This window comes from Sporomusa acidovorans (genome assembly GCF_900101845.1).
GTDB lineage: Bacteria > Bacillota > Negativicutes > Sporomusales > Sporomusaceae > Sporomusa > Sporomusa acidovorans.
In genome coordinates, this window is record NZ_FNAM01000011.1 from 64899 (window position 1) to 86700 (window position 21802).

Consider the following 21802-nt stretch of genomic DNA (forward strand, 5'->3'; position numbering starts at 1 on the left):
AGATTCGGGTAATTTTCACAAAAACTTAATAAATCCCTGCTTTATTAAAAAGCTACCATTATGAACCTTGACGGCTCATCAATGGTAGCTTTCCTTTTTACTTTTATTCCCCTAGATAGGCCTTTTGCACATCGTCATTCTTTGCCAGATCACTGGCCAATCCCTCCAGTACCACTTTACCGGCCTCCAATACATAGCCGCGATTGGCAATTGCCAGGGCCCGGCGCGCATTTTGCTCAACAAGTAAAATCGTAACCCCTTCGCGGTTAATATCGGTAATGGTGTGAAATATCTGGCTGACAAGCACAGGTGCCAGACCCATTGACGGCTCATCAAGCAGCAGCAGCTTAGGCCGACTCATTAATCCCCTGCCCATGGCCAGCATTTGCTGCTCACCGCCGCTTAACGTTCCGGCCAGTTGACTGCGCCGCTCGGCCAGCCGGGGGAATAACTGATACATTTTATCCATATCCTGCGAAACAAATTTATCTTTACGGCTATAGGCGCCCAGCGCCAGGTTGTCGGCTACGCTTAACCGCGGAAAAATCCGCCGCCCTTCCGGCACCAGGGCAATACCTTTTCCCACAATTGAGGCTGTCGGACATTTGCTAATATCCTCCCCCTCAAAAGTGAGGCTGCCTGTCGGACTATGTAACAAACCCATAATGGTCTTCTGAATGGTTGTTTTGCCTGCACCGTTTGCGCCAATAATAGTCACTACTTCCCCTTGGTTAACATGAAGTGTTGCATCGACAATGGCATGAATATGCCCATAGTAAACATTTATCTCCTTAATCTCTAGCACATTCATTCACCTCGGTTCCAATATACGCTTCGATGACTTTAGGATCACAACGGATAACGGCAGGCTGCCCGTCAGCAATCTTTTCCCCGTGGTCAAATACGACCATGCGTTCCGCAATCCCCATAACCAGTCGCATCTGATGCTCAATTAGCAGGATCGTCAGTCCTCGTTGTTTCAGGGCCCGGATCAAAGCCAGCAGCTGGTCCACTTCTTTGGGATTCATCCCTGCAGCCGGCTCATCCAATAACAACAGCGACGGTTCAGACGCCAGCGCCCGGGCAATTTCCAAGCGCCGCTGCGCCCCGTAGGGCAAATTGGTCGCCAATACATTACGCAGAGACGCAAGCCCTGTAAACTCCAGGATTTCATTCACGACCTCATTATTACGCTGCTCCTCCATGCGGAGTCTTTTAGAATGAAATATGCCGTCAAAGGCTCCGGAAGAATTTTGACTATAGCGACCGATAATCAGATTATCCCGCACCGATAGTTCCGGAAAAAGCCGGATGTTTTGAAACGTACGCGTCAAACCGACTTTTGCCATATCATACGCTTTCCAGCTCGTAACATCCTGTCCTTTAAAAAGAATTTTTCCTGAAGAAACAGGTAAAATTCCGCTGATCACATTGAAAAAAGTGGTTTTTCCCGACCCGTTAGGCCCGATAATTGCTACAATTTCCCCTGACTCTATGGCAAAATCAATATTATGAACAGCTCTCAGCCCGCCAAAATTTTTACACAGTTTTTCAACCTGCAGTAGCATAAATGTTCCTCCTAACGGCGAAATATGGTTTCAGCACCTAGCAGTCCCTGCGGTTTGACGCGCATCATCACAACAAGCAGCAAACCAAACAAAACCAGCCAGGGATCATAACTAAGGCCGAGCACATCTTTTACAAAGCGCAAAAATTCCGGTGTAATGGTCAGTAAAAAGGCTCCCAAAAATGCCCCCGGAATACTTCTGGCACCGCCGACAACTACCATAGTTAGCATCATAATGGATTCATTGGAACTAAGCATATCCGGACTGACAAAACTCATGTAATGCACGAACAGACTGCCGGCAAGGCCCGCAAAAAAGGCGCCAAAAACAAATGCCATTAATTTATAGTAAGCCGGATTAATTCCCATTGAAGAGGCAGCAATTTCATCCTGGCGAATGGCGGCAAAGGCATGCCCCACCCGGCTATCTTCCAGACGGTGCATAATAAAAGCAAGCAGCATGGCCAGAATCAGCGCGGCCACAATGAAAGCCTCTTTACCGGTCACGCCAATATCATTGAAGGCTATGCCCAGAGTGGGTGAAACCAGACCTGGCAAGCCGGCAGGACCGCCTGTTATATCCAGGTTGATCGCAATAAATTTAAAAACTTCACCACAACCATAGGTAACAACAACTAAAAATGGTCCTTTAATTCGCAGCGCAGGCGCGCCAAGCGGCAACCCCACCAACGCAGCCGCTAAACCGGACAATAGAAAAGCCACCCCATAAGGCAAATGCCATAAACTGGTTGTCAGAGCAGACACATATCCGCCCAATCCAAAAAAAGCAGCATGCCCCAGTGAAGTTTGTCCGACATAGCCGGTAACAAAGTTTAGGCTTAAGGTAACAACACTATAGATAAGCGAAATAAACAAAATGTGCTTGGCATAAGCGCCGAATAGATATTCTTCAGTTAAATCCAGAGAATCCACAAAGGTGAATCCAAGCAGAACCGCAATGAGAATAACGGCTGTTGCCGGTTTATGTGTTAAGCCTTGCACCAACTGCAATGTCGGTTTTGCCATAAACCCACCCCCTAGACCTTATCCTCAAATTTGAAGCCCATTAACCCGGTAGGCTTAATAACCAGTGTAGCAATCATAATAATAAACGCAATGGCATCCCGATAACCGGATGAAATAAAAGTTGTCGAAATGTTTTCGATAACGCCCAGCAACAACCCTGCCACCATGGCGCCGCTAATACTGCCAACCCCGCCAAGAACCGCCACAGCCCAGCCTTTTAGTCCGGCCATGGCTCCCATCATCGGGTCAATGGCATACAGAACGCCAACAAGTACCCCCGCAGCGCCGCCGAGAATGCCGCTGACCCAAAACGTAATGGTAATTAACCGGTTAACATCTACTCCCATTAGGCTCACAGCTTCCAGGTCCTGTGATGCAGCCAGCATCGCCTTCCCCATCATCGTCCGCGTAATAAACCACTGCAGAAAAGCCATAATAACCAATGTAACGGCAAAAATCAGAATTTGCAGGGTATTGACCGTTAAAACAGTTGATCCCAACTGCCAGCTAATAACCGAAGCCTCGAAAGTAGGCGGATAGGCCCGCGCTTGCGGTTCCCAGATAATAGCGGCCAGGTTGCGGATAAAAATCGAGGCCCCAAGGGCGGTAATAAACAAAGCAAGTTTAGGTCCCGTACGCAACGGTCGATAAGCAATGCGTTCAATTAGATAAGCCACCAGCCCGCCCACAAACATAGCAACCAATAATGCTACAAAAAAATTCACTTGATAAGTCGTAATCACAAGATAGCCGGCAAAAGCACCAATCATAAATACTTCGCCATGTGTCCAGTTAATAAGGCCGACAATGCCAAATACCACTGTCCAGCCTATTGCAATCAAGGCATACACTCCACCCAGTGCCAGCCCATTAATAATTTGCTGCAGCATCTGTTCACCTCTCCCCTTACTGCAAATGGGAAGCGGCAGGCTAACCTGTCACTCCCCACTGTACTTACTGATAGATAACAAATTGTCCGTCTTTGACTGTGATATACAAATAAGGTCTGACCCAGTCACCTTTATCATCAAAAGTCACAATACCGGTGACGCCTTTATAGTTTGTCTGGCTCATCGCCTCGCGAACAGTTTCCCGGGTAATGTTCCCCTTCTCGCCGGCCTTCTCCATAGCCTTGGCAAGAACATACATCTGATCATAGCCTAAAGCGGCAAAAGTATCTGGTTCTGTATTATATTTTTCTTTATATTTTTTGACAAAAGCCTGCACAGCCGGATCGGGATTGGTCGAAACGAATGCGCCCAAAGAGATCGACCGTTCGGCCGCCTTGCCGGCAATTTCTATAAATTTAGGACTATACAAGCCGGGACCGCTGACAATTGGCACCGTCAACCCCAGTTCAGTCGCCTGTTTGACGATCAGCCCGCCATCCGTATAGGTACCACAAACCGCCAGGGCATCAATGCCTTTATTTTTTATTTCCGTCAGCAACGCGGAAAAATCTTTATCTGTTGCCAGGTAAGCTTGATTCGAAACAATCGTAACCTGATACTGGCCCAGCTGCTTTTCTAAAACTGCCATAAGTCCCTTGCCGAAATCGTTGTTCGGATAAAGGATGGCAACCCGTTTAGCTCCCAGTTTCTTTCCTAATAAATCCCCCATTAAAATTCCGACTTGCGCATCCTGTACAGCCATCCGGAAAAAATAAGGACTGATTCCTGAAAGTTTCGGCGTGCTTGACGATACTACAGAATGAGTTAATTTGGCCTTGTCAGTTATCGGAACCATGGCAAGCGTATTGGAGCTAAGACAGGATCCCACAAGCGCCACTACATTTTTCTGATCGGCAAATTTTTGCGCCCCGGCGGCAGCCTGTTTGGGATCGCCGGCGTCATCATGGAAAACCGCCTCAATGGACTGGCCTTTAATCCCGCCGGCTTTATTAATCTCTTCCCGCGCCAATTCAAAGCCATTTTTATGGCTTTGACCATATGTTGCATTATCTCCTGACAGAGGATTAACCATCGCAACCGTCAGCGCAGCCTTTTTACCTTGAGTCGCCGAGCCGCCACAACCGGCAACAATAATCATCAAAAGCAAAACCATGAAACCACATAAAACCTTGAACCCCTTTTTCATAAATTCCCCCCCAAATTTATAAATAAAACAAAAAGACACGCGGTGATTTCTCTGCCAGGTGTCTTTACCAACATGAAAATACTCCATGTCTCAGCCCAGATGAGATAGCGCTCCACCAACATTGGTGACAGTCCTGCACCTATTCAATGCAGGCCCAGTAAAAAAAACCGCCGCCTTTTTTACTTCGGCAGCTAACCCTTTCCCTGTCTTCATCGATGCCTCATCAAACAAGTACTCATGTTGGCTGCGCCTCTATAAACAATCTGAAAGGAATATTTTGCTTTATCAGCTTTTATTTTAGACTGTCGCAATACATTCGTCAAGATTTTTTATGGGAATTTTCCCCTGTGCTGCCAAACTATCTATTTTTTAAAAAAAGATCTTTAGTACATTGCACTTCATTTGAAAACTAATTGAGTCAAATTATTTTGCAGCAGCAATCGCTTCGCCAGCCGGTGCCGCAATCCCGTCAACAGGTTTATTCCCCCAGTAACTGGCAAGTAAACTGCCGGCAATATACTCCCAAACAGTCATGACGGCAGCGGGTAAAGCCGCCATCGGATCCAAATGGGCTAAAGCCAAAGCTACGGCCAGGCCTGAGTTTTCCATACCAATTTCGAAAGTAATGGCCCGCGACTTTTTCCTGGACATACCAACCGTCCTGCCGGCATAATAGCCAAGCAGCAGCCCGGCCGTATTATGAATGACTACGGCAACAAACAAAATAAACGCCATGGTGGCCAGCTTTGCCGAGTTCAGGGCAACGACCGAAGCAATAATGGCCACAATAAAGATGACCGACACGGCCGGAACTACTTTCGCTAGCTTTTCAACCAAAGAGGGAACCAGCATGTGCAGCACCACCCCGGCGGCTACGGGAACCAGTACAATTTTAACAATATCCAGGAGCAGCGCACCAACATCGATGGGAATCATTGACCCTGCCAGGAAGGAAAAAATATAGGTAGTCAACACCGGTGCCAAAATGGTATTAATACTGGAAACCGTTATCGACAGCGCCGTATCTCCTTTGGCAATGTACGTCATAACATTCGAACCTGTACCGCTGGGAGCGGCTCCCAAGAGCACCATCCCCGCCGCTAAAGCCGGTGGCAATCCCAGCAATTTTGCCGCACCGAAGCCCACTAACGGCATGATTAAATAACGAAAAAAAACTCCATAAAATACATCTTTCGGGCGAGTTAACACCAGGCGAAAATCCTCAAGGGACATAGTAAGGCCCATTCCCAGCATAATAACTCCCAGCAGATAGGAAATATACTTGCCAATCGGTTTAAACGGTGCCGGATAGAAAAAAGCAATTGCCGATAAAATCACTACCCATAGCGTCATATTCTTACAAATAAACTGAGCAAGCCTTTCCAAATACCTCATTACAAAACCTCCTATAAAATAAAAATAAAAAAACCCCTTGCCTTCAAGCCAGTAAGCTTAAAGGGGCAAGAGGATTCTCGCGGTACCACCCTTTTTACAGATAAATCCTATCTGCATCTCTCATCAGGTCAAACAACCCTAGCAGAATAACGACTGCACTCCCATAAGGAGTCGAGACCGGCGCAGCTTACTTCCGTTCAGCTTTGCTGTTCAGGAGCGACGTTTGTATTCCCTTCGCACCGGTTCACACCACCCACCGTTTCTCTGAAGCGACATAGAGTACAAGTTCTCCCTCATCACATTTACAATATTAAATTAAAATTGCTTTTCTTTTATATACAATATACACTCAATGTATTATCATGTCAATGCAAACCGTATCTTTTTTGTAAAAATTCACTACATTATCTGTTTTGTTTATTATCCACAAACAATATTCTCCTTACAAAGAACGTAAATTTTTTATGCTTTTTCCCTTGCCGCAGATTGTTCAGAGCATGCCAAAACCCAGTTCCAGGCCATACGGCCTGAAAACGGGTTTTGGTTATATTGCTCCCGGACTAATATTTCTTTATTGTTAAGCTGTTTGCCGCAATGATCCGGTCTTATCCTGGGAGGGCTTCGGCATCTTTGCAAAAACTAACATAATAATTCCGAAAATCCCCATAGCCACATTGAGATAAAACGCCTCGTTATACCCTTTAAATATATCGAAAAGCTTGCCGCCAACCATGCCGGAAGCTGATACCAATATTGCCGTAATTGCCAGCAAGGTACCATTGATTTTGGGAAATGCCGCCGGTCCGAAGAAATGACCAAGCATGGTTTGCTGTGCCACAAAGCACCAGCCAAATCCCGCGCCGTAGAGAATTGCCGCTACATAGGCCGCAAAAAGCGCCGCAGGGCTGGCCTGGATAGCCAGGAACGAACCGACGAAATAACACAAGAAGCCAAGCATAAACACATAGCGGGCTGCAATTCTGTCCATCAGCCAGCCGCTAATGAGTCGGCCAACAATGCCTCCCATCGTAAAGAGTCCCATGCAAAAAGCGGCGATGGAGGGATCAATGCCTTTGCCGCGCAGATGCATAATCCAGTGGGCCGTAAAGAAAAAGAACGGCCATTGGCTGGCGGCCGCAGCCAAAATAGTCAGCCAATAAACATAATTTTTATATACTTCCGCCGGCGTCCAGGCGTATTTGGTAAATAGGGGATTTACTGCAATGGCCGCTTTTTCGGCTTCAGTAGCCTCCCGGCCATCAGGAATTTGCCCATAATCCTGCGGATTTTCCTTAAGGAACTTGACGGCAATTAAGGAGGAAACAACGCAGGCTCCACCAACCGCCAGCCAGGCGAGACGCCAGTTGCCACCGGAAGCCTGGATCAGCTTGTTAATAGCCGGCGAGGCAACAAATCCCGCAAAGCCGGATGCCGTCATCGCAATCGCCATTGCCCTGCCACGATATCGTACGAACCAGCGGGTAACTGTAGTTGCCAGCGGCAGCATTGTGCCCATAGCCATGCCGAAACCGCTAAGAACACCAAAACCGATAAGGTAATGCCAAGGTTGAGTAGCAATCTGCGACATCCATAAAGTCGCGATAACTAAGACAACGCCCCCCAGCAAAAAGGTCTTTCTAATTCCATACTTTATTACTGCCATACCGGCTGGTATCGCTCCCAGGCCGACAAACAAATTACACAACGAAAATCCGGCGCCATAGGTCATACGGTCCATGGGAATATCCTTCATCATGAAAGAATTAATAACAGCACCGCCGTAGAGCGGAAACCCAAGGTTAATTAAATAAACAATCCATAGAACCAGCACCATATACCAACCATAAAATTTTTGCTGATTATTCACTAATCCCTAACCTCCTCATTATTTACACAATAAAGCCGTTACTCTGACTGTTCTGAAAATTTAACACGCAAATTATACTTTTTTGCTGCAAGCAGCCCCCAATATAGGGAACTGCTTGCACTATAAAATTCTCTGTGTGTCCAGCAGACGTCAAAAACAACTATGGAGACCATATTCTTTTCTGTCAGCTTATCAGCTATGCCTTTAGTAGAGGCAGTAGTTCTGTTGCTGCCAATCGCATTGTAGTTTCTGCGTATTATTTGCCGGAAGCGGCAGCAACCATAGCCTTAACATTTTCAAATTTTGCATTGGGCGGTATCGTACAACCGGAAGCAAGAATAAATCCTTTGCCCATGTCCTTAATCAATTTGGTAGAATAGTTATACACATCGTCAGGAGTGCCCAGCGCTAACATAGCAGCCGGGACATCCCCCTTAATACACATATGGTCGCCGAGAACCTCTCTCACCTTATAGATGTTGGTAGCGCCATCGGACTCAAAGATGCATTTATGTTTCGGCAAAGTTTTGAAAAATTCCAAATCGCGCTCCCAGTTACCGTCAATGTGAAGGTCTGCAATCGCGCCTTCTTCAATAATTGCCTCGGCAGCTGCTTTTAGATACTTCCAGACAAAACGCTGCCAGATCTTCGGCGAATAAAATTCACTTGCTCCCCGAGCCGGCGACATAAAGACAACCATAGGTTTAATGGCTCGTATTTGCTGACGTAATTCTGCTAAATTTTCTTCAAGAATAACATCTAAAACAGCCTCAACCTTATCCGGCATTTTAAACATATCTCTCATGAATTTAGGAAACGACCGGCCGCCGCCCAAAAATTCATTTACCGTAGAGGATGCTTTGGGAGAATATACCACAATGCCGGCATCCTCAAAATCTTTAATAAAGTTCGGCACATCCTTCAGTTGTTCACGGATCGAATCAAGATCAAAGCCAACTCGATTTTTCAAATAATCATCACTAAAAGCTTTCCAGCCTTTATTCAGAATGGTATCGTAATCTGCCACTGTCATTAATTCCCGCTCATCAAGCTGCCATGGAGTATTATCAGGAAGCTCACGTCCAGGCAATTTCACTTTCGAATAAAAAATTAACGGAAAAATTGTGGCGGTCGCGTATGTACTGCCTGTTCCATCCACATCGCCTAAATCTTTAAATGAAGATAAAATTGCCTGATGGGAAGCTTTCATGTTTGAAACAAATTCTGACAGCTTCATGCCTACATGTCTTGCAAATACAGCATCTCCCGCGATTATAACAGGAGTACGGTCCGTTTGCTCAAAAGCAATGGTTTTTTTCAATCTTTCTTTACGTTCCTGAAGCAATTCCTGTGGTGTCTTCATCATAAATCCACTCCTCAATTATTTTTCATTGATTATATATGCAAATCACATGCCAACAAATAATTTCCCTAATATGTCAGTGTTTACCGTTAATTTCAATATGATTCTTTGCAATATATTGACTTTTTTGCAACATTTATTGAGAAAAAGTGTAACCTTTTTGCAACATTTATTGAATTATTCGAAACAATATAATAATTTTCGCTTGTCCGGAGAAGGAAATTGTATATACAGCGTCGTAACATATTCAATAAAGCTTAGGTGGTTTTGAGTATCCGTGATTGGAGGTGCCTTATGCCACAAAAGTCAAATTTTCCAATGCAGCAGGAAATTAGCCAAAAATCAAATAGTAAGGATAAGGTAATCTTCGTTACCGATCAAAAGGGCAATTTGCTTCTTTCTAATACGAAAGCTTCTATAACAATCGGTGTCCCCATGGAGCAACTGCTCCATTTAAATATGCGAGAACTTATCCGCAACGGCAATATCAATACTTCCTACACCTTGCAAGCCGCCAAAAACAGACGTGTTGAGCAAGGCTTGGTTACCACCAAATTTAAATCCGAATTACTGGCGGTAAGCACCCCTATTTTAGATAACAATAAGGTACTCTATCTTCTAACCTTTTGCGTGCCGACCCCTTCACAGAATTTAGCCCGGCTAAGCACTCCGGATCTAAAAAGTAAAAGTATCTCTGCCAATCGCTTTAGGGGACTAGCTTTGTGTCCTGAGAATATTGTTGCCGAAAGCGATGCGATGAAGGCCATACTGCGCATAGCCTACACCGCTTCCCAAACCGACAGCCCGGTTATTCTTTACGGAGAGTCAGGCACCGGCAAAGAAGTATTAGCGCAATATATCCACCGTCAAAGCAACCGTTCTAAAGGAGCATTTATTGCCATCAATTGTGCTACTTTGTCAGAATCCTTAGCCGAAGCGGAACTTTTTGGTTACGAGAAGGGAGCCTTCACCGGTGCCCAGGCTCAAGGGAAAATCGGCTTAATTGAGGCTGCAGCCGGTGGAACCTTATTCTTGGATGAAATCGCTGAATTGCCCCAGGCATTACAGGCTAAGCTGCTGCGTGTCCTGGAGGCGGGTGAAATTCGCCGGCTTGGCAGTTGTGTAAATCGCACGATCGATTTCCGGCTTATTGCCGCAACCAATAAAAATCTCAAACAAATGACCGAAGAGGGGACCTTCCGCTCCGACCTTTTTTATCGCTTAAACGTAATTAACATCGTATTGCCTCCCTTACGGGAAAGGCCTGAAGACATTACCATGCTGGCCATGAAATTTTTGCGGGACTTCAACAGCAAATACAATCTCTCCGTCAACCTGGATATTGATACGTTAACCGCTTTTTATCGTTATGACTGGCCGGGAAATGTACGGGAATTACGTAACGAAGTGGAAAAATATGTTATCTCCAATATTCAGGACACCCCGCAGCTATTCTTAGAAGCAATGTCAGGTATGGCTAAAAATATTTCACAGCCGGAGTATGCGAAATTTTTAGGAGCTCAGGCTCCCCTTAAAGAAACCATGCGCCAGTTTGAAGAACAATATATAAACAGCGTTCTTAAAGTGTGCAATTTCCAAATGAGCAAGGCTGCTGATCGCCTAGGCATTTGCCGGACCGTATTGTATCGAAAAATAAAAGCCTATTCTATTGCCAGAAATCCCAGAAAGCACGCTTCCCAGACACAAAAGCAAAACCAGCCTTAATAGACATAAAACAGGAATGCCCGCTTATAGAATTTAGGTTAAAAATTCCATAAACGGCATTCCTGTTTTTACTTCTTACCATTCACTCTCCCAAGTCATCCATTTAGAATATGACGGGAGTTTTATATATAAATCTCTTAATATATCGTCAGATATCAAGTGCCGCATGGTATCCCTGATAGATGGCAGCCGTTATAGTAGATGCGGACACACAATCGCCAATCTGGGCAACATAGGGTGCACTATCAATTAACTCTTCTACATCCTTTCTCCTTGCTTGCTGGCCGAGCGCACAGATTACGGTAGTACCGGGCACAAGCTGTTCCTCACCATTTGCATCAGCACATACAACCCCTTCTTCCGTTACCCGTAATCCTTTATAACCGGTATGAACACGGATTTTACTTGTTTCGATCTCTTTTAATAAAATCGGGCGATGTCTGATATTAGCATCAGGAGCCAGTTCTGTTCTCATTTCCACCAGCTGCACCTCTTTACCTTCCCGGCTAAGATGCAGGGCTATTTCGCAGCCTGCCAGACCGCCCCCCAGTACGACTACTTGCTCAGTCACCTTCTCTTTTTCCAGATAATAGTCGTTCACAGGAACAAACATAGATGGATGTGTGACGCTGAACCCTCGCTGGTAGGTTCCTGCGGATATATGAAGTAAATCAATACTTCATTGAATCCATGACTAAAGAAACCATTCTTAAGCAATTTCGTTATCAATTAGCTCAGCGGCAAGAAAAATTAAAAAAATTAGAGGCGACAATGACGCAGCATCCCTACGCCAAGGCTATTACAAATATTACTTCTCCCTTGTATGGAGACTATATTGTGCTAAAAGGCGCTATCATGAGAGAACGCACCTACATAGACTGGTTGCTGGAATGTATGAATGAAATTGAACACTTTAATAAAAATTGATTCAGTTGCCCATTTGCCTTAGGTTGTTTGGGCAAGGCCTTTTTCCCGTCAGTGGTTCTTACTCTTCCGTAAGCAAAAAACTCCTCTCTAAGGCAGACCTCGTCTTCGTTTTTGTCTGCTTTAGAGAGGAGTTTTTTTTATATGCGGCTGTCGTCACTATTTTCTTATTGCAACACTCCGTGCGCCTTCATAAAAAGACCGATAGCCAATCCAAAACCAATGAAGATAATGCAAACGCGCAAAATCTTTTCATTGACCCGCTTGAGGGCATAAGCCCCTATCTGGCCTCCGGCAATCGATGCGGCAGAAGCGACAAAAATTTGACTCCACGCCACCCCACTGGAAAAAAGAAAAATCAAAACAGCGGAAGCGTTCATTACTTTATATTTTTTGGAAATTCTTAACTAATTCGACACAATCGTTTTCACCGGTTGAGTTGCGCCATCCCCAAATGCTGCACCAAATCTTGTTTCCAGATCTTACATCTACGTCATTGAAACCGGGAATTCTTGACGGATGACAATTAGTTTAGTAGAATTATCCCTATCGATAAGCAACATACCTTGTGAAAACAGCAGCCTTATTGATTTTCCGACTATGATCTAAGGCGGTGAGCTTATGCTGAAAAATTATAAACCGTATATAGTAGGAGCCACTGCAATGTTTTTCCTGTTGTCAGGACTTTATCTGCTCCTTCTTGCCCCCAAGTCAACTACTACCTCACCGGTAAAACCGGAAACAGTGCAAACAACGCTTCCTGCCGGTACTGTGACCATTACCCCTTTACCTTCTCTAAGAATTATCCGGGGAGAGAGTGTGCCTTTTGAGGGCAAGGCTGAATTTAAACAGGCAATTGCCGGCAATTTTGCGCAAGATATAGCCATTATAAATTTTCAGGCTACCGGTGAAAACTCGGAAAAATCGTTCATTAAAATCGTCTGGGAAAATGGCGAAGTTGAAAAATTATATCCCGGAACCACTAATAAGAAGTTTTCTGCCAACAGGCGAGCATCAGAAATTACTGTAAACGGTTATAGCATGCACGAACGGCGTATCTTTAAAAACTCTAACCGGAAAGGCACACTTACCTGGGAAATCCGCTATGAGCCGGTTGAAAAATAATCAGCGGTATTATAAAAGTGAGTCAAGGGAGCATATCAATTTCCCTCCGACTCACTTTTTTTCTTGAATACTTATCGAACAATCATTACCGGTGTTCCAACCGGAACTGTACGGGACAGTTCCAGTACATCCTGATTATACATGCGAATACAGCCGTGGGAAACATATTTGCCAATTGACGACGGGTCATTCGTTCCGTGAATGCCATAGTGCGGTATGCTTAAACCCATCCACATGACCCCAAAAGGCCCCCCGGGGTTTGGTGACTTGCTAATGATCGTATAAGTACCAGTAGGCGTAGGCGTAAGCATTTTACCAATCCCGACAGGATAGGATCTTACAGGCGATCTGTTTTTATAAAGGGTAAGCCTTCTTGCCGCTAGCGTCACCGTAATTGAATAAGCCATGCGATCACCTCCTGTTTATCATATGCACAACAGGAGGCAAGAGAATATACGTAAGGTCTGGAGCCCACTACCGCAGTGCCTGTTTACAGGATTTCCTTTCCTTATTAACAAGCATGATGCCACTTAGGATAAGAATCATTCCAACAGCCGTGTTCCAATAGATTGGCTCTTTTAGCAAAATTACGCCTGACAGCACGCCAATAACGGGAATAGCCAGAACAGAAGTTGACGCTTTAGCTGCTTCTGTATGAGCTAAAATATTTACTCAAAAACTATCCCTCCATCATCGCCTCTTCCTTCATTACGCAAGAGTCAGAGCTATCATGCTATCTCGATTTATCGTTTTTTGCACATATAATAGATAAATTGGCAATATGCAGAGCGCTTGCAACCGCTTCACATTTTGCCATAAACAGGAAGAATATGTTTCCCCGGTCGATTTCGCTCAGGCTTTCAAAATTTCCCTGCCCTTTGGCTATGATCACATCGGCCTGGTAAAAAACATCCCGGAAATCTTGGGTTGTTCTTTCCACAACAGTGCCCAGTGAACCATCACCATTGCTAATGACTTCAGCCACATCCTCCATGTGTACCCACGCAGCATCCTCGACTGTAACATCATTGACAATTGGCTTTCCTCTCACACCAAAATAAACCGTAATGCCGGGGAAAATTGCTTTGATATTTTCAATAAAAATTTTATCAAGCACTATTTCACCGCAGTTATCCCCTAAATAAAGAAGAGTATCCGCAGCTTTCAGCTTTTCGTACAAGTCCTTACTGTCATCGATAGCTAACGGTTGTTGGTTGGCAGCGGTAATTTTATTCAGCAGCATGTTTTCATCAAACGCATGGTTAGCGGCAAAATCTATGAGATTAGCCGTAATAGCAATCTTTAACGCCGCCTCAAACTTGTCATTCGACCGGTTAATTAACGCTCTGATTTTTCCTGCCATGCTGCTAAGTTCGCTATTATAGTAGCGCTTTATTTCCCGGTAAGGATCTTTATTCTTAACATGGCCGGTAATAATATCCCAGGTCCCCCTAATAACTTCCGGATTAGACCTTTTATAATCGGCAGCATGCAGGTACCCCAATACGCGGCGCATAATAATTTCTTTGTTAGCCGCATCCAGGTTAAGAAGATCTGTTACAGTTAAAACTTGCCTGATATTGCAAAGTATGCAATTAAGATTAAGGTCCATCCCGGTAATCCCCCTATTTCAAAATTCCGTTTACCGCTCTTTTAGGATAACACAAGTAAAAGCTTTTTTTCATACAAATAGGTTATTAATTTCGGGCTTAGAATACTATCTAATCCATAATTAAGGTCTTCCGAACAAAAATTGAATTTCTCAAATAGAGAGTCATTTTTCGGCAGGATTTTTATAAACGCTTCAAGAAAAGGTAAGATGAGTTCCGAGTCATTATTATCCATGTCGGAAGTGATGACCGAAGGGTATGAAAAGTAATTTTTGTGCCTGCCCTTATTGTGCGAAGGAAGTCTAACAAAAAGGCTTCTTTTTTTATTTGGAATCAAAGCTAAGGAGAAACTATTATAACCGCCATAAGTAAATAAATGGTACGTTGGAGATTAGGCACCAACTCTGCACCGACATATTTAATATAAAAAAGCAACGATCAAGTGTGTTGAAACTAACTGCATTACAATAAATAAGAACTATAGTGACAGGAGGATCATTTGATGAAACCCAAATCATTAGAAGCAAAGAACAAAATCATCGATGCAGCCCTTGAACTGATGCAGCAACAAGGTTATGAAGGCATGACAGTTGAAGAAATAATAACAGCTGCCAATATTTCTGTGGGAACCTTTTATCACTATTTTAAATCCAAAGCAGATATTCTTCAAGAAGCATTCAGAACTATGGATAAGTACTTTGAAGAATATGTTGTCGGCAAATTAGGCGACGAACATTCTTCTATAGATCGGATTACCCAATTTTTCCATCATTATGCACTACATACTACCACTGTCGGCATAGATAATATCCGCTCCATTTATAGCATGAATAACCCTATGTTCAAGACCAAACGGCAGATGGAAGTATTTTTAGAAGATATCATACACGACGGGCAGGCCAAAGGTGAAATAACGACCAGTATACCTGCTGAAGAAATCAGACGATATTTTTTTATTTTGATTCGAGGCGTAATATTCGATTGGTGTGTCCATGCTGGCAGCTACAATCTTGAAGAAGAGGTCAACAAATATATTAAAATACAAATCAATGCTTTCAAACCGTTATCCTCTGATATATCAAATAAAATACAAACTTGACAAAAAGTAGAATTGATTCTATAATTAATTCTAGAATCAATTCTATTTATACATTTGATTCTTAGCCAAAAACCTTGCTTTATACAAATGTATATTTGAAAGGTGTGGATGCGTATGGTAACTTATTGGACTTTGAATCTTGTTGCCTTTTTTGGTACCGCTCTAGTAGGGTTTCTTATTATGTTCGGCCTTGCGAATTTGGTAAATAAGTTATTTTATAAGTAATTCTCAAAAACGAAAATAAACAAATCAATATTGTTATGGTATCAAAACATGAAAACTCCTGCCAAACCCGAACAAAGTTTGGCAGGAGTTTTCCACATTTTTTGTACTATGAAGGGTAGATAATATATTCTCATTCTTCCCTATCGGCGAGCTGATCAAAAGACCTGGCAATGAAAATTCATATCTGACTCTTTCTTTGAACGCTTATGAGGCGCAATAATAATACTGTCGCCCCAACAGCCAGTCCGACAATAAAACCAATCCAGTAGCCAAAGGGGCCAAACGTCTGGTGGTAAGACAGCATATACCCTACAGGCAGACCAATAACCCAGTAAGATAGCAGCGCCATAATAAAAGTAACCTTGACGTCTTTATAGCCTCTTAACACTCCCTGGACAGGCGCCGCCACCGCATCAGACAATTGGAAAAAGGCCGCGTACAGCAAAAAATGTTGTGTTAACACCAGTACATCAGCATCATTCGTATAAAGACTTGCTACTTCCTGGTTAAACACCAGCAAGCCTAATGCGCAAAAAATAGCGGCAAAAACGGCAAATCCGACTCCCATACGGGTATACTGCCGCGCATCCCGAAATCGCTTTGCGCCAACTTCGAAACCGACAACAATCGTCAAGGCCATACTAATACTGAGCGGCAGCATATATACCAAGCTTGCAAAATTAATTGCAGCCTGATGGGCCGCGATCGTTACCGTACCAAACCGCGCCATTAATATCGCCACTACCCCAAAGATGCTTGTTTCACAGAAAATAGCAAAACCGATCGGTACGCCGATGCGCAGCAGCTCTTGCCACGTTGCCAGCGAAACCGCATACCATTTGTTAAAAATGGCATAACCACGAAACTGTGGCATTCGCACAATTGTCAAGGCGCTAAACACAAGGATGAGCCAATAAGTAAGGGCAGAAGCATAGCCGGTTCCCACCCCGCCTAGGCGGGGAAAGCCCAGGTGACCAAAAACAAGCAAATAATTAAGTAGCACATTAACCGGCAAAGCCCCCAGCATAATCAGCATCGTTATGCGTGTATAGCCGAGTGTATCGATGAAACTGCGCAGCGCCGTACTAAGGAAAAGCGGAACCACGCCAAGCGCAATAGCCGCTAAAAACCGATAGGCAATATCCGCAACAACCGGTTCAAGTCCCATAAGCGAAAGGACCGGACCAGCCAAAACAATACCGGCCAGGATAACGATACCGGCGAGCACGACAGCCAGATAACATCCCTGCAATACAATAAAGGGCATTTCCTTATGTCGTCCCGCACCATTAAGCTGGGCAATGATCGGCGTAAGCGCCATCAATATGCCATTAATTCCCGAAAAGACCGGCATCCAAAGGTTCGAACCAATCGCCACCCCTGCCAGGTCATGCTGACTGGCATGACCTGACATCATGGCATCAAAAAAACTTAAAGAACATAACGATAGCTGTGTAATAAATATTGGTAGTAAAATTATCACCAACTGCCGGATTTTCTCTTGCAGCGTATAAGTTTGCTTCATTATGACACCTCAACATCACGAAAACCATGGTTTTCCATCGATTACATTTTTTACCCAAGCCGCAGTAAATAATTATACGCGAAAGCAGCTCAAATAACAATCTTATCTCTGCCATATTTTGTATAGCAGCGTGAACTGCCTGAAACTTAGGTTACGATGGGCAGGGTATCAAAAAAGGCACCTTACGCTTTGCGTACAAGTGCCTTGGGGTCACGTATGCCGGCTGCATTAACCAGACAATGCAGGATTGTCACTTTGTCTATCCCTGTTGCAGTTGCTTTTTATTGCGGAATTGATCCGGTGTCATCCCGAATTTTTTTCTAAACAAGCGGTTGAAATGCTCCACATTGGGGTAACCTACGCTGTCCGCAATATTTTCAACCGTCATAGCGCCATTCTTCAACAGAATGCAGGCCTTTTTCATACGGACATTCCTAACAATTTCACCAAACGTTCCTCCGGATTTTTCTTTAATATATTTAGACAAATACGGGGACGACAAATGCATCTGTGTTGAAAGTCTATCCAAAGTGACTGTCAGGTAATTTGTCTCAATATAATTCATGATTTCATTCATTCTTTCGTCCCGGCATTTACCCTCGCCGTGTATAGCTGCGAGTCGATTAACCGCTACGACAAGAGCGTTAATTGACGACTTGATAATATCGTCATCAATGCCAACCCCCCAGTACATTTTATTGTGGCAGCTAATCCCCACATAGGAAACCGCTTTGGAAGACGAGCCCCGGGAGAGTGCATGTTCTTCGTAAACAGATAATTCATACTGCATGCCAAAATATTGCTTAATCGCATTGCTGACAGCGTCCAGGCGCCCATTTCCATTGCCGACAATCGTTCTGACCTGACCGTTATGATGGACGACGACTTGTGCCAGAATACCGTCAATCTGTTTAAAACGGCATTTATCCACATAAAAATGGGCATTGTTATTGATATACTTATCCTCGAATATCTGGTATACCGATTGTGGCGATAATTCTTTGTGTTCTCTATCGGAAACTTCTTTCACCGTATACCCTACTTCTTCTTTCATCTGAGCAGGGATGGTCATACCATAATGCTGTCTTAGGATATAGCCAATACCGCCTTTTCCTGACTGGCTGTTTATTCTGATGACATCGGAATCGTACTGTCGCCCAACATCCTTAGGATCAATTGGCAGGTAGGGTACCGACCAGGTAGCCGTTTGCTTTTCTTTGCGGTAATTCATACCTTTGGCAATTGCATCTTGATGGGATCCGGAAAAAGCAGTAAATACCAACTCACCGGCATACGGCTGGCGGGCAGGTACCTGCATTCTGGTTAACTCCTCATATTTTTGGCATATTTCCGGCATATTGCTAAAATCCAGCTGAGGATTAATGCCATGCGAGAAAAGATTCATTGCCAAGGTGATAATATCCACATTTCCCGTTCTCTCACCATTGCCAAATAAGGTTCCCTCGATTCTTTCGGCTCCGGCAAGCATACCAAATTCGGCATCACAAACCCCACAGCCTCTATCATTGTGGGGATGAAGGCACAAAATAACAGCGTCCCGGTATTTCAGATTTTTGTTCATGAATTCCACCTGGCAGGCAAATACGTGCGGCATCGCATTCTCCACCGTCGTGGGCAGATTAATGATCACTTTGTTAGGGGGAGTCGGTTTCCATACATCCAGCACCGCATTACAAATTTCCAGTGCATAATCCACTTCCGTTCCCGGGAAACTCTCCGGGCTGTATTGAAAGGAAAAATTACCAACCGTCTCGTCAGCCAGTTGTTTTAACAATTTTGCGCCATCAACAGCAATCTGCTTAATTTCTTCTTTACCTTTTCTAAATACCTGCTCCCTTTGGGCAACCGATGTGGAATTATATAAATGAATGACCGCATGTGGCGCTCCCGCAATAGCCTCAAATGTTTTCTTAATGATATGCGCCCGCGCCTGGGTGAGCACCTGAATGGTTACATCTTCAGGAATCATGTTGTTTTCAATCAGCGCCCGTATGAAGTTATATTCCGTATCAGATGCCGCCGGAAAACCCACCTCGATTTCCCTAAACCCAATTTTTACGAGCAGCCGGAAGAATTCCAGTTTTTCCTCCAAACTCATTGGTTCAATAAGCGACTGATTTCCGTCTCTTAAATCCACGCTACACCAGATTGGCGGTTTATCGATATGATCTTTTTTTACCCAATCATACGATACTGCCGGTGGCATAAAATAGGTTCGCTCATACTTTTCAAAATTTTTCATTACATCCTCCATTCTGACGCCGCATAAAAAAAATCTTTCGTCTCTTTAATCCGTAAAAAAACCGATTATAGAGACGAAAGACAATGCTTTCGCGGTACCACTCTATTTCATGATCAACATGCTCTCATCAGCACAATAATGCCTATCCCGCTAACGGAGGATTCCGTCATGACCTACTGTCTTCAGCCAGAAGCTCCAAGGTGAGTTCACCGCATTGTTCGTACTGTTTCACATCAGCCAACAGCTTTCTGAAATCACGTTGCGAATACTATTCCTCTTCACAGCTTTTCCTATTAAATATGTATTAAATTTCCAGCAATTTAATTTATTTAACTGATATCAACTTTATATTTGCACTGAAAATTATTCTTCTTAGTTAGATAATATCATATACTTTCGCGCTTGTGCAGTGATAAATTTAATCAGTTTTATTGATTTTATTTAATGTGGTATTTCCTATTTTCGTCCATATACATGAGAATTTACGGCTAAAACGTGGCATTCTAAGTCTGGAATGTAGTATAATAGGCATAGATTTTGACAACAATTTCATGCTGTTAATATGGAAAGAATGATGAGGGATAAAATGAGTATTAAATCACTTACGCCGCTGGAAGGGCGGTATGAAAGCATTACCCGGCCACTGGGCAACTATTTCTCGGAATGGGCTTTAATCAAGTACCGCTTACATGTAGAAATAGAGTGGCTTATCGCCATGGCAGGCAATCCCGCTTTTGGAGAAATCCGGCCATTCACACCGGCAGAAACGGCTTTTTTGCGCAACATTGTTAATAATTTTGATGAAACGGCCGCGTTGCGGATTAAAGAGATAGAACGCACTACCAATCACGATGTGAAGGCAGTTGAGTATTTTCTCCGTGAGACCCTGGGCGCGATGTCACTGGCTGATATACTGGAATTTATACATTTTTCCTGTACATCAGAAGACATTAACAATCTTTCTTATGCACTCATGCTGAAGCACGGCATCGAAGATGTCTGGCTGCCGGCAGCAGAAAGTCTGGTTGAGGCCGTTACCGCTATGGCGGAAGAAGAAAAAGCGATTCCGATGCTGGCCCATACCCATGGACAAGCCGCCTCACCCACAACGGTAGGCAAGGAACTGGCTGTGTTTGTTTACCGCTGGAACCGCCAGTTAAAACAAATTCGTTCTCAGGAATACCTGGGAAAATTTAATGGTGCTGTCGGCAACTTCAATGCCCACAGCATTGCCTATCCGGAAGTAGACTGGGAAGCTGTTTCCCGCTCTTTTGTCGAAGGCCTGGGGTTAACGTACAATCCACTAACAACCCAGATTGAAGCCCACGACTATGTGGCCGAGTCATTCCATGCGCTTACGCGGTTTAATAATATTCTTTTAGATTTTGACCGCGACATGTGGCTATACATTTCTCTGAGCTACTTTAAACAAAAAGCGATTGCCGGCGAGGTTGGTTCTTCTACTATGCCTCACAAAGTAAATCCCATCGACTTCGAAAACTCCGAGGCGAACCTGGGGCTAAGCAATGCCGTGCTTGACCATCTGGCCAATAAGCTGCCTATTTCCCGTCTGCAGCGCGATCTCAGCGACTCCTCGGCGCAGCGTAACATTGGCACAGGCATCGCCCATTCCCTGATTGCGATTACCTATACCGTAAAAGGTCTCAGAAAAACTGTTGTCAACAAGGACGCTCTCACCGCCGATTTAAACCATGCCTGGGAAGTCCTGGCCGAAGCGGTTCAAACCGTGATGCGCAAACACGGGCATGCTAATTCCTACGATAAGCTGAAAGCCATTACCCGTGGCAAAGGCATCAGTGAAGAAGACATCAAAGCCTTCATTCAAAGTGTGGAATTGCCGGCAGCAGACAAACAACGTTTATTGGCCTTAACACCGTCACAGTATGTCGGGATAGCTGCCTCCTTGGTCAAACATATACGATAAGTGAAAAAACCGGCCTGATGGCCGGTTTTTTCACTTATCAGTCTGT

The 21802-nt window shown here is 44.2% G+C and carries 20 protein-coding genes, 1 pseudogene, 2 riboswitches and 2 other annotated features; of the genes and pseudogenes, 5 read left to right on the forward strand and 16 right to left on the reverse strand.

The features are described from left to right. Positions 1 to 103: 103 nt before the first annotated feature. The 8 genes from BLR65_RS09790 to BLR65_RS09825 all read right to left on the reverse strand — a co-directional run bounded on the left by BLR65_RS09790 (position 104) and on the right by BLR65_RS09825 (position 9318). Positions 104 to 805, reverse strand: a complete 702-nt coding sequence (locus tag BLR65_RS09790; RefSeq protein ID WP_211285232.1) for an ABC transporter ATP-binding protein — start codon at positions 803 to 805, stop codon at positions 104 to 106. After that, entirely contained in the window at positions 792 to 1568 is a 777-nt protein-coding gene (locus BLR65_RS09795; protein WP_093794013.1) for an ABC transporter ATP-binding protein, read from the reverse strand. The genes BLR65_RS09790 and BLR65_RS09795 overlap by 14 nt, the downstream gene beginning before the upstream one ends. A gap of 11 nt (positions 1569 to 1579) precedes the next feature. Continuing rightward, positions 1580 to 2593: a branched-chain amino acid ABC transporter permease gene (locus tag BLR65_RS09800; RefSeq protein WP_093794014.1), complete on the reverse strand. Its 1014-nt coding sequence runs from the start codon at positions 2591 to 2593 to the stop codon at positions 1580 to 1582. An 11-nt stretch (positions 2594 to 2604) separates the two neighbouring features. Next, entirely contained in the window at positions 2605 to 3483 is an 879-nt protein-coding gene (locus tag BLR65_RS09805) for a branched-chain amino acid ABC transporter permease (RefSeq protein WP_093794015.1), read from the reverse strand. A 64-nt stretch (positions 3484 to 3547) separates the two neighbouring features. Beyond that, positions 3548 to 4690, reverse strand: coding sequence for an ABC transporter substrate-binding protein (locus BLR65_RS09810; RefSeq protein WP_169716998.1), 1143 nt, complete (start codon positions 4688 to 4690; stop codon positions 3548 to 3550). Positions 4691 to 4787: 97 nt separating this feature from the next. Continuing rightward, positions 4788 to 4953, reverse strand: a riboswitch (Lysine riboswitch). 160 nt (positions 4954 to 5113) lie between these two features. After that, on the reverse strand, positions 5114 to 6085 hold the full coding sequence (locus BLR65_RS09815) for a bile acid:sodium symporter family protein (RefSeq protein ID WP_093794017.1): 972 nt from the start codon (positions 6083 to 6085) through the stop codon (positions 5114 to 5116). Between the two features lie 58 nt (positions 6086 to 6143). Then, positions 6144 to 6391: a binding site (T-box leader), on the reverse strand. Between the two features lie 271 nt (positions 6392 to 6662). Then, positions 6663 to 7952, reverse strand: a complete 1290-nt coding sequence (locus BLR65_RS09820; RefSeq protein WP_093794018.1) for an MFS transporter — start codon at positions 7950 to 7952, stop codon at positions 6663 to 6665. 256 nt (positions 7953 to 8208) lie between these two features. Next, positions 8209 to 9318: a uroporphyrinogen decarboxylase family protein gene (locus tag BLR65_RS09825; RefSeq protein WP_245692667.1), complete on the reverse strand. Its 1110-nt coding sequence runs from the start codon at positions 9316 to 9318 to the stop codon at positions 8209 to 8211. 291 nt (positions 9319 to 9609) lie between these two features. On the opposite strand from BLR65_RS09825, the gene BLR65_RS09830 reads away from it, so the two are divergent. Continuing rightward, positions 9610 to 11040 (forward strand): sigma-54 interaction domain-containing protein, encoded by a 1431-nt coding sequence (locus BLR65_RS09830; RefSeq protein WP_245692669.1) that lies wholly within the window; start codon positions 9610 to 9612, stop codon positions 11038 to 11040. A 148-nt stretch (positions 11041 to 11188) separates the two neighbouring features. On the opposite strand, the gene BLR65_RS09835 is transcribed toward BLR65_RS09830, so the two are convergent. Further along, positions 11189 to 11716: an FAD-dependent oxidoreductase gene (locus BLR65_RS09835; protein WP_342741379.1), complete on the reverse strand. Its 528-nt coding sequence runs from the start codon at positions 11714 to 11716 to the stop codon at positions 11189 to 11191. 5 nt (positions 11717 to 11721) lie between these two features. Between BLR65_RS09835 and BLR65_RS09840 the strand changes: the two genes are divergently transcribed. Continuing rightward, the gene (locus tag BLR65_RS09840; protein WP_281241514.1) at positions 11722 to 11967 is read left to right on the forward strand and encodes a virulence activator alpha C-terminal domain-containing protein; all 246 of its coding nucleotides are present in this window, start codon (positions 11722 to 11724) and stop codon (positions 11965 to 11967) included. A gap of 164 nt (positions 11968 to 12131) precedes the next feature. Here the strand turns inward: BLR65_RS09840 and BLR65_RS30420 are convergent, their stop codons facing one another. Beyond that, positions 12132 to 12344 (reverse strand): hypothetical protein, encoded by a 213-nt coding sequence (locus tag BLR65_RS30420; RefSeq protein ID WP_093794020.1) that lies wholly within the window; start codon positions 12342 to 12344, stop codon positions 12132 to 12134. Between the two features lie 241 nt (positions 12345 to 12585). Between BLR65_RS30420 and BLR65_RS09850 the strand changes: the two genes are divergently transcribed. Continuing rightward, entirely contained in the window at positions 12586 to 13089 is a 504-nt protein-coding gene (locus BLR65_RS09850) for a hypothetical protein (RefSeq protein WP_093794021.1), read from the forward strand. Between the two features lie 71 nt (positions 13090 to 13160). Here the strand turns inward: BLR65_RS09850 and BLR65_RS09855 are convergent, their stop codons facing one another. The 3 genes from BLR65_RS09855 to BLR65_RS09865 all read right to left on the reverse strand — a co-directional run bounded on the left by BLR65_RS09855 (position 13161) and on the right by BLR65_RS09865 (position 14701). Further along, positions 13161 to 13496, reverse strand: a complete 336-nt coding sequence (locus BLR65_RS09855; RefSeq protein ID WP_093794022.1) for a L,D-transpeptidase — start codon at positions 13494 to 13496, stop codon at positions 13161 to 13163. Between the two features lie 67 nt (positions 13497 to 13563). Then, entirely contained in the window at positions 13564 to 13755 is a 192-nt protein-coding gene (locus BLR65_RS09860; protein ID WP_093794023.1) for an EamA family transporter, read from the reverse strand. A gap of 67 nt (positions 13756 to 13822) precedes the next feature. Next, entirely contained in the window at positions 13823 to 14701 is an 879-nt protein-coding gene (locus BLR65_RS09865) for a damage-control phosphatase ARMT1 family protein (RefSeq protein WP_093794024.1), read from the reverse strand. A 200-nt stretch (positions 14702 to 14901) separates the two neighbouring features. Next, positions 14902 to 15015: riboswitch (molybdenum cofactor riboswitch) on the forward strand. 186 nt (positions 15016 to 15201) lie between these two features. Between BLR65_RS09865 and BLR65_RS09870 the strand changes: the two genes are divergently transcribed. Next, entirely contained in the window at positions 15202 to 15798 is a 597-nt protein-coding gene (locus BLR65_RS09870) for a TetR/AcrR family transcriptional regulator (protein WP_093794025.1), read from the forward strand. 403 nt (positions 15799 to 16201) lie between these two features. Here the strand turns inward: BLR65_RS09870 and BLR65_RS09875 are convergent, their stop codons facing one another. The 3 genes and pseudogenes from BLR65_RS09875 to BLR65_RS09880 form a co-directional block, all read right to left on the reverse strand. Continuing rightward, positions 16202 to 17548, reverse strand: coding sequence for an MATE family efflux transporter (locus BLR65_RS09875; protein ID WP_093794026.1), 1347 nt, complete (start codon positions 17546 to 17548; stop codon positions 16202 to 16204). 259 nt (positions 17549 to 17807) lie between these two features. Then, positions 17808 to 18125 (reverse strand): helix-turn-helix domain-containing protein, encoded by a 318-nt coding sequence (locus BLR65_RS30830; RefSeq protein WP_342741380.1) that lies wholly within the window; start codon positions 18123 to 18125, stop codon positions 17808 to 17810. Between the two features lie 27 nt (positions 18126 to 18152). Next, positions 18153 to 19811 (reverse strand): annotated as a pseudogene (locus BLR65_RS09880) (2-isopropylmalate synthase); the annotation flags it as partial. Positions 19812 to 19877: 66 nt separating this feature from the next. Next, positions 19878 to 20102: a binding site (T-box leader), on the reverse strand. Positions 20103 to 20397: 295 nt separating this feature from the next. Between BLR65_RS09880 and purB the strand changes: the two are divergent. After that, positions 20398 to 21756, forward strand: coding sequence for an adenylosuccinate lyase (purB, locus tag BLR65_RS09885; RefSeq protein WP_093794028.1), 1359 nt, complete (start codon positions 20398 to 20400; stop codon positions 21754 to 21756). The last annotated feature ends 46 nt before the right edge of the window (positions 21757 to 21802 follow it).

What these genes read in the sequence shown, in the direction of transcription:
- purB (WP_093794028.1), top strand. Translation starts at nt 20,398, where the DNA reads ATGAGTATTAAATCACTTACGCCGCTGGAAGGGCGGTATGAAAGCATT.
- BLR65_RS09800 (WP_093794014.1), bottom strand. Translation starts at nt 2,593, where the DNA reads ATGGCAAAACCGACATTGCAGTTGGTGCAAGGCTTAACACATAAACCG.
- BLR65_RS30830 (WP_342741380.1), bottom strand. Translation starts at nt 18,125, where the DNA reads ATGAATGAAATCATGAATTATATTGAGACAAATTACCTGACAGTCACT.
- BLR65_RS09870 (WP_093794025.1), top strand. Translation starts at nt 15,202, where the DNA reads ATGAAACCCAAATCATTAGAAGCAAAGAACAAAATCATCGATGCAGCC.
- BLR65_RS09855 (WP_093794022.1), bottom strand. Translation starts at nt 13,496, where the DNA reads ATGGCTTATTCAATTACGGTGACGCTAGCGGCAAGAAGGCTTACCCTT.
- BLR65_RS09815 (WP_093794017.1), bottom strand. Translation starts at nt 6,085, where the DNA reads ATGAGGTATTTGGAAAGGCTTGCTCAGTTTATTTGTAAGAATATGACG.
- BLR65_RS09805 (WP_093794015.1), bottom strand. Translation starts at nt 3,483, where the DNA reads ATGCTGCAGCAAATTATTAATGGGCTGGCACTGGGTGGAGTGTATGCC.
- BLR65_RS09810 (WP_169716998.1), bottom strand. Translation starts at nt 4,690, where the DNA reads ATGAAAAAGGGGTTCAAGGTTTTATGTGGTTTCATGGTTTTGCTTTTG.
- BLR65_RS09865 (WP_093794024.1), bottom strand. Translation starts at nt 14,701, where the DNA reads ATGGACCTTAATCTTAATTGCATACTTTGCAATATCAGGCAAGTTTTA.
- BLR65_RS30420 (WP_093794020.1), bottom strand. Translation starts at nt 12,344, where the DNA reads ATGAACGCTTCCGCTGTTTTGATTTTTCTTTTTTCCAGTGGGGTGGCG.
- BLR65_RS09850 (WP_093794021.1), top strand. Translation starts at nt 12,586, where the DNA reads ATGCTGAAAAATTATAAACCGTATATAGTAGGAGCCACTGCAATGTTT.
- BLR65_RS09825 (WP_245692667.1), bottom strand. Translation starts at nt 9,318, where the DNA reads ATGATGAAGACACCACAGGAATTGCTTCAGGAACGTAAAGAAAGATTG.
- BLR65_RS09830 (WP_245692669.1), top strand. Translation starts at nt 9,610, where the DNA reads ATGCCACAAAAGTCAAATTTTCCAATGCAGCAGGAAATTAGCCAAAAA.
- BLR65_RS09875 (WP_093794026.1), bottom strand. Translation starts at nt 17,548, where the DNA reads ATGAAGCAAACTTATACGCTGCAAGAGAAAATCCGGCAGTTGGTGATA.
- BLR65_RS09795 (WP_093794013.1), bottom strand. Translation starts at nt 1,568, where the DNA reads ATGCTACTGCAGGTTGAAAAACTGTGTAAAAATTTTGGCGGGCTGAGA.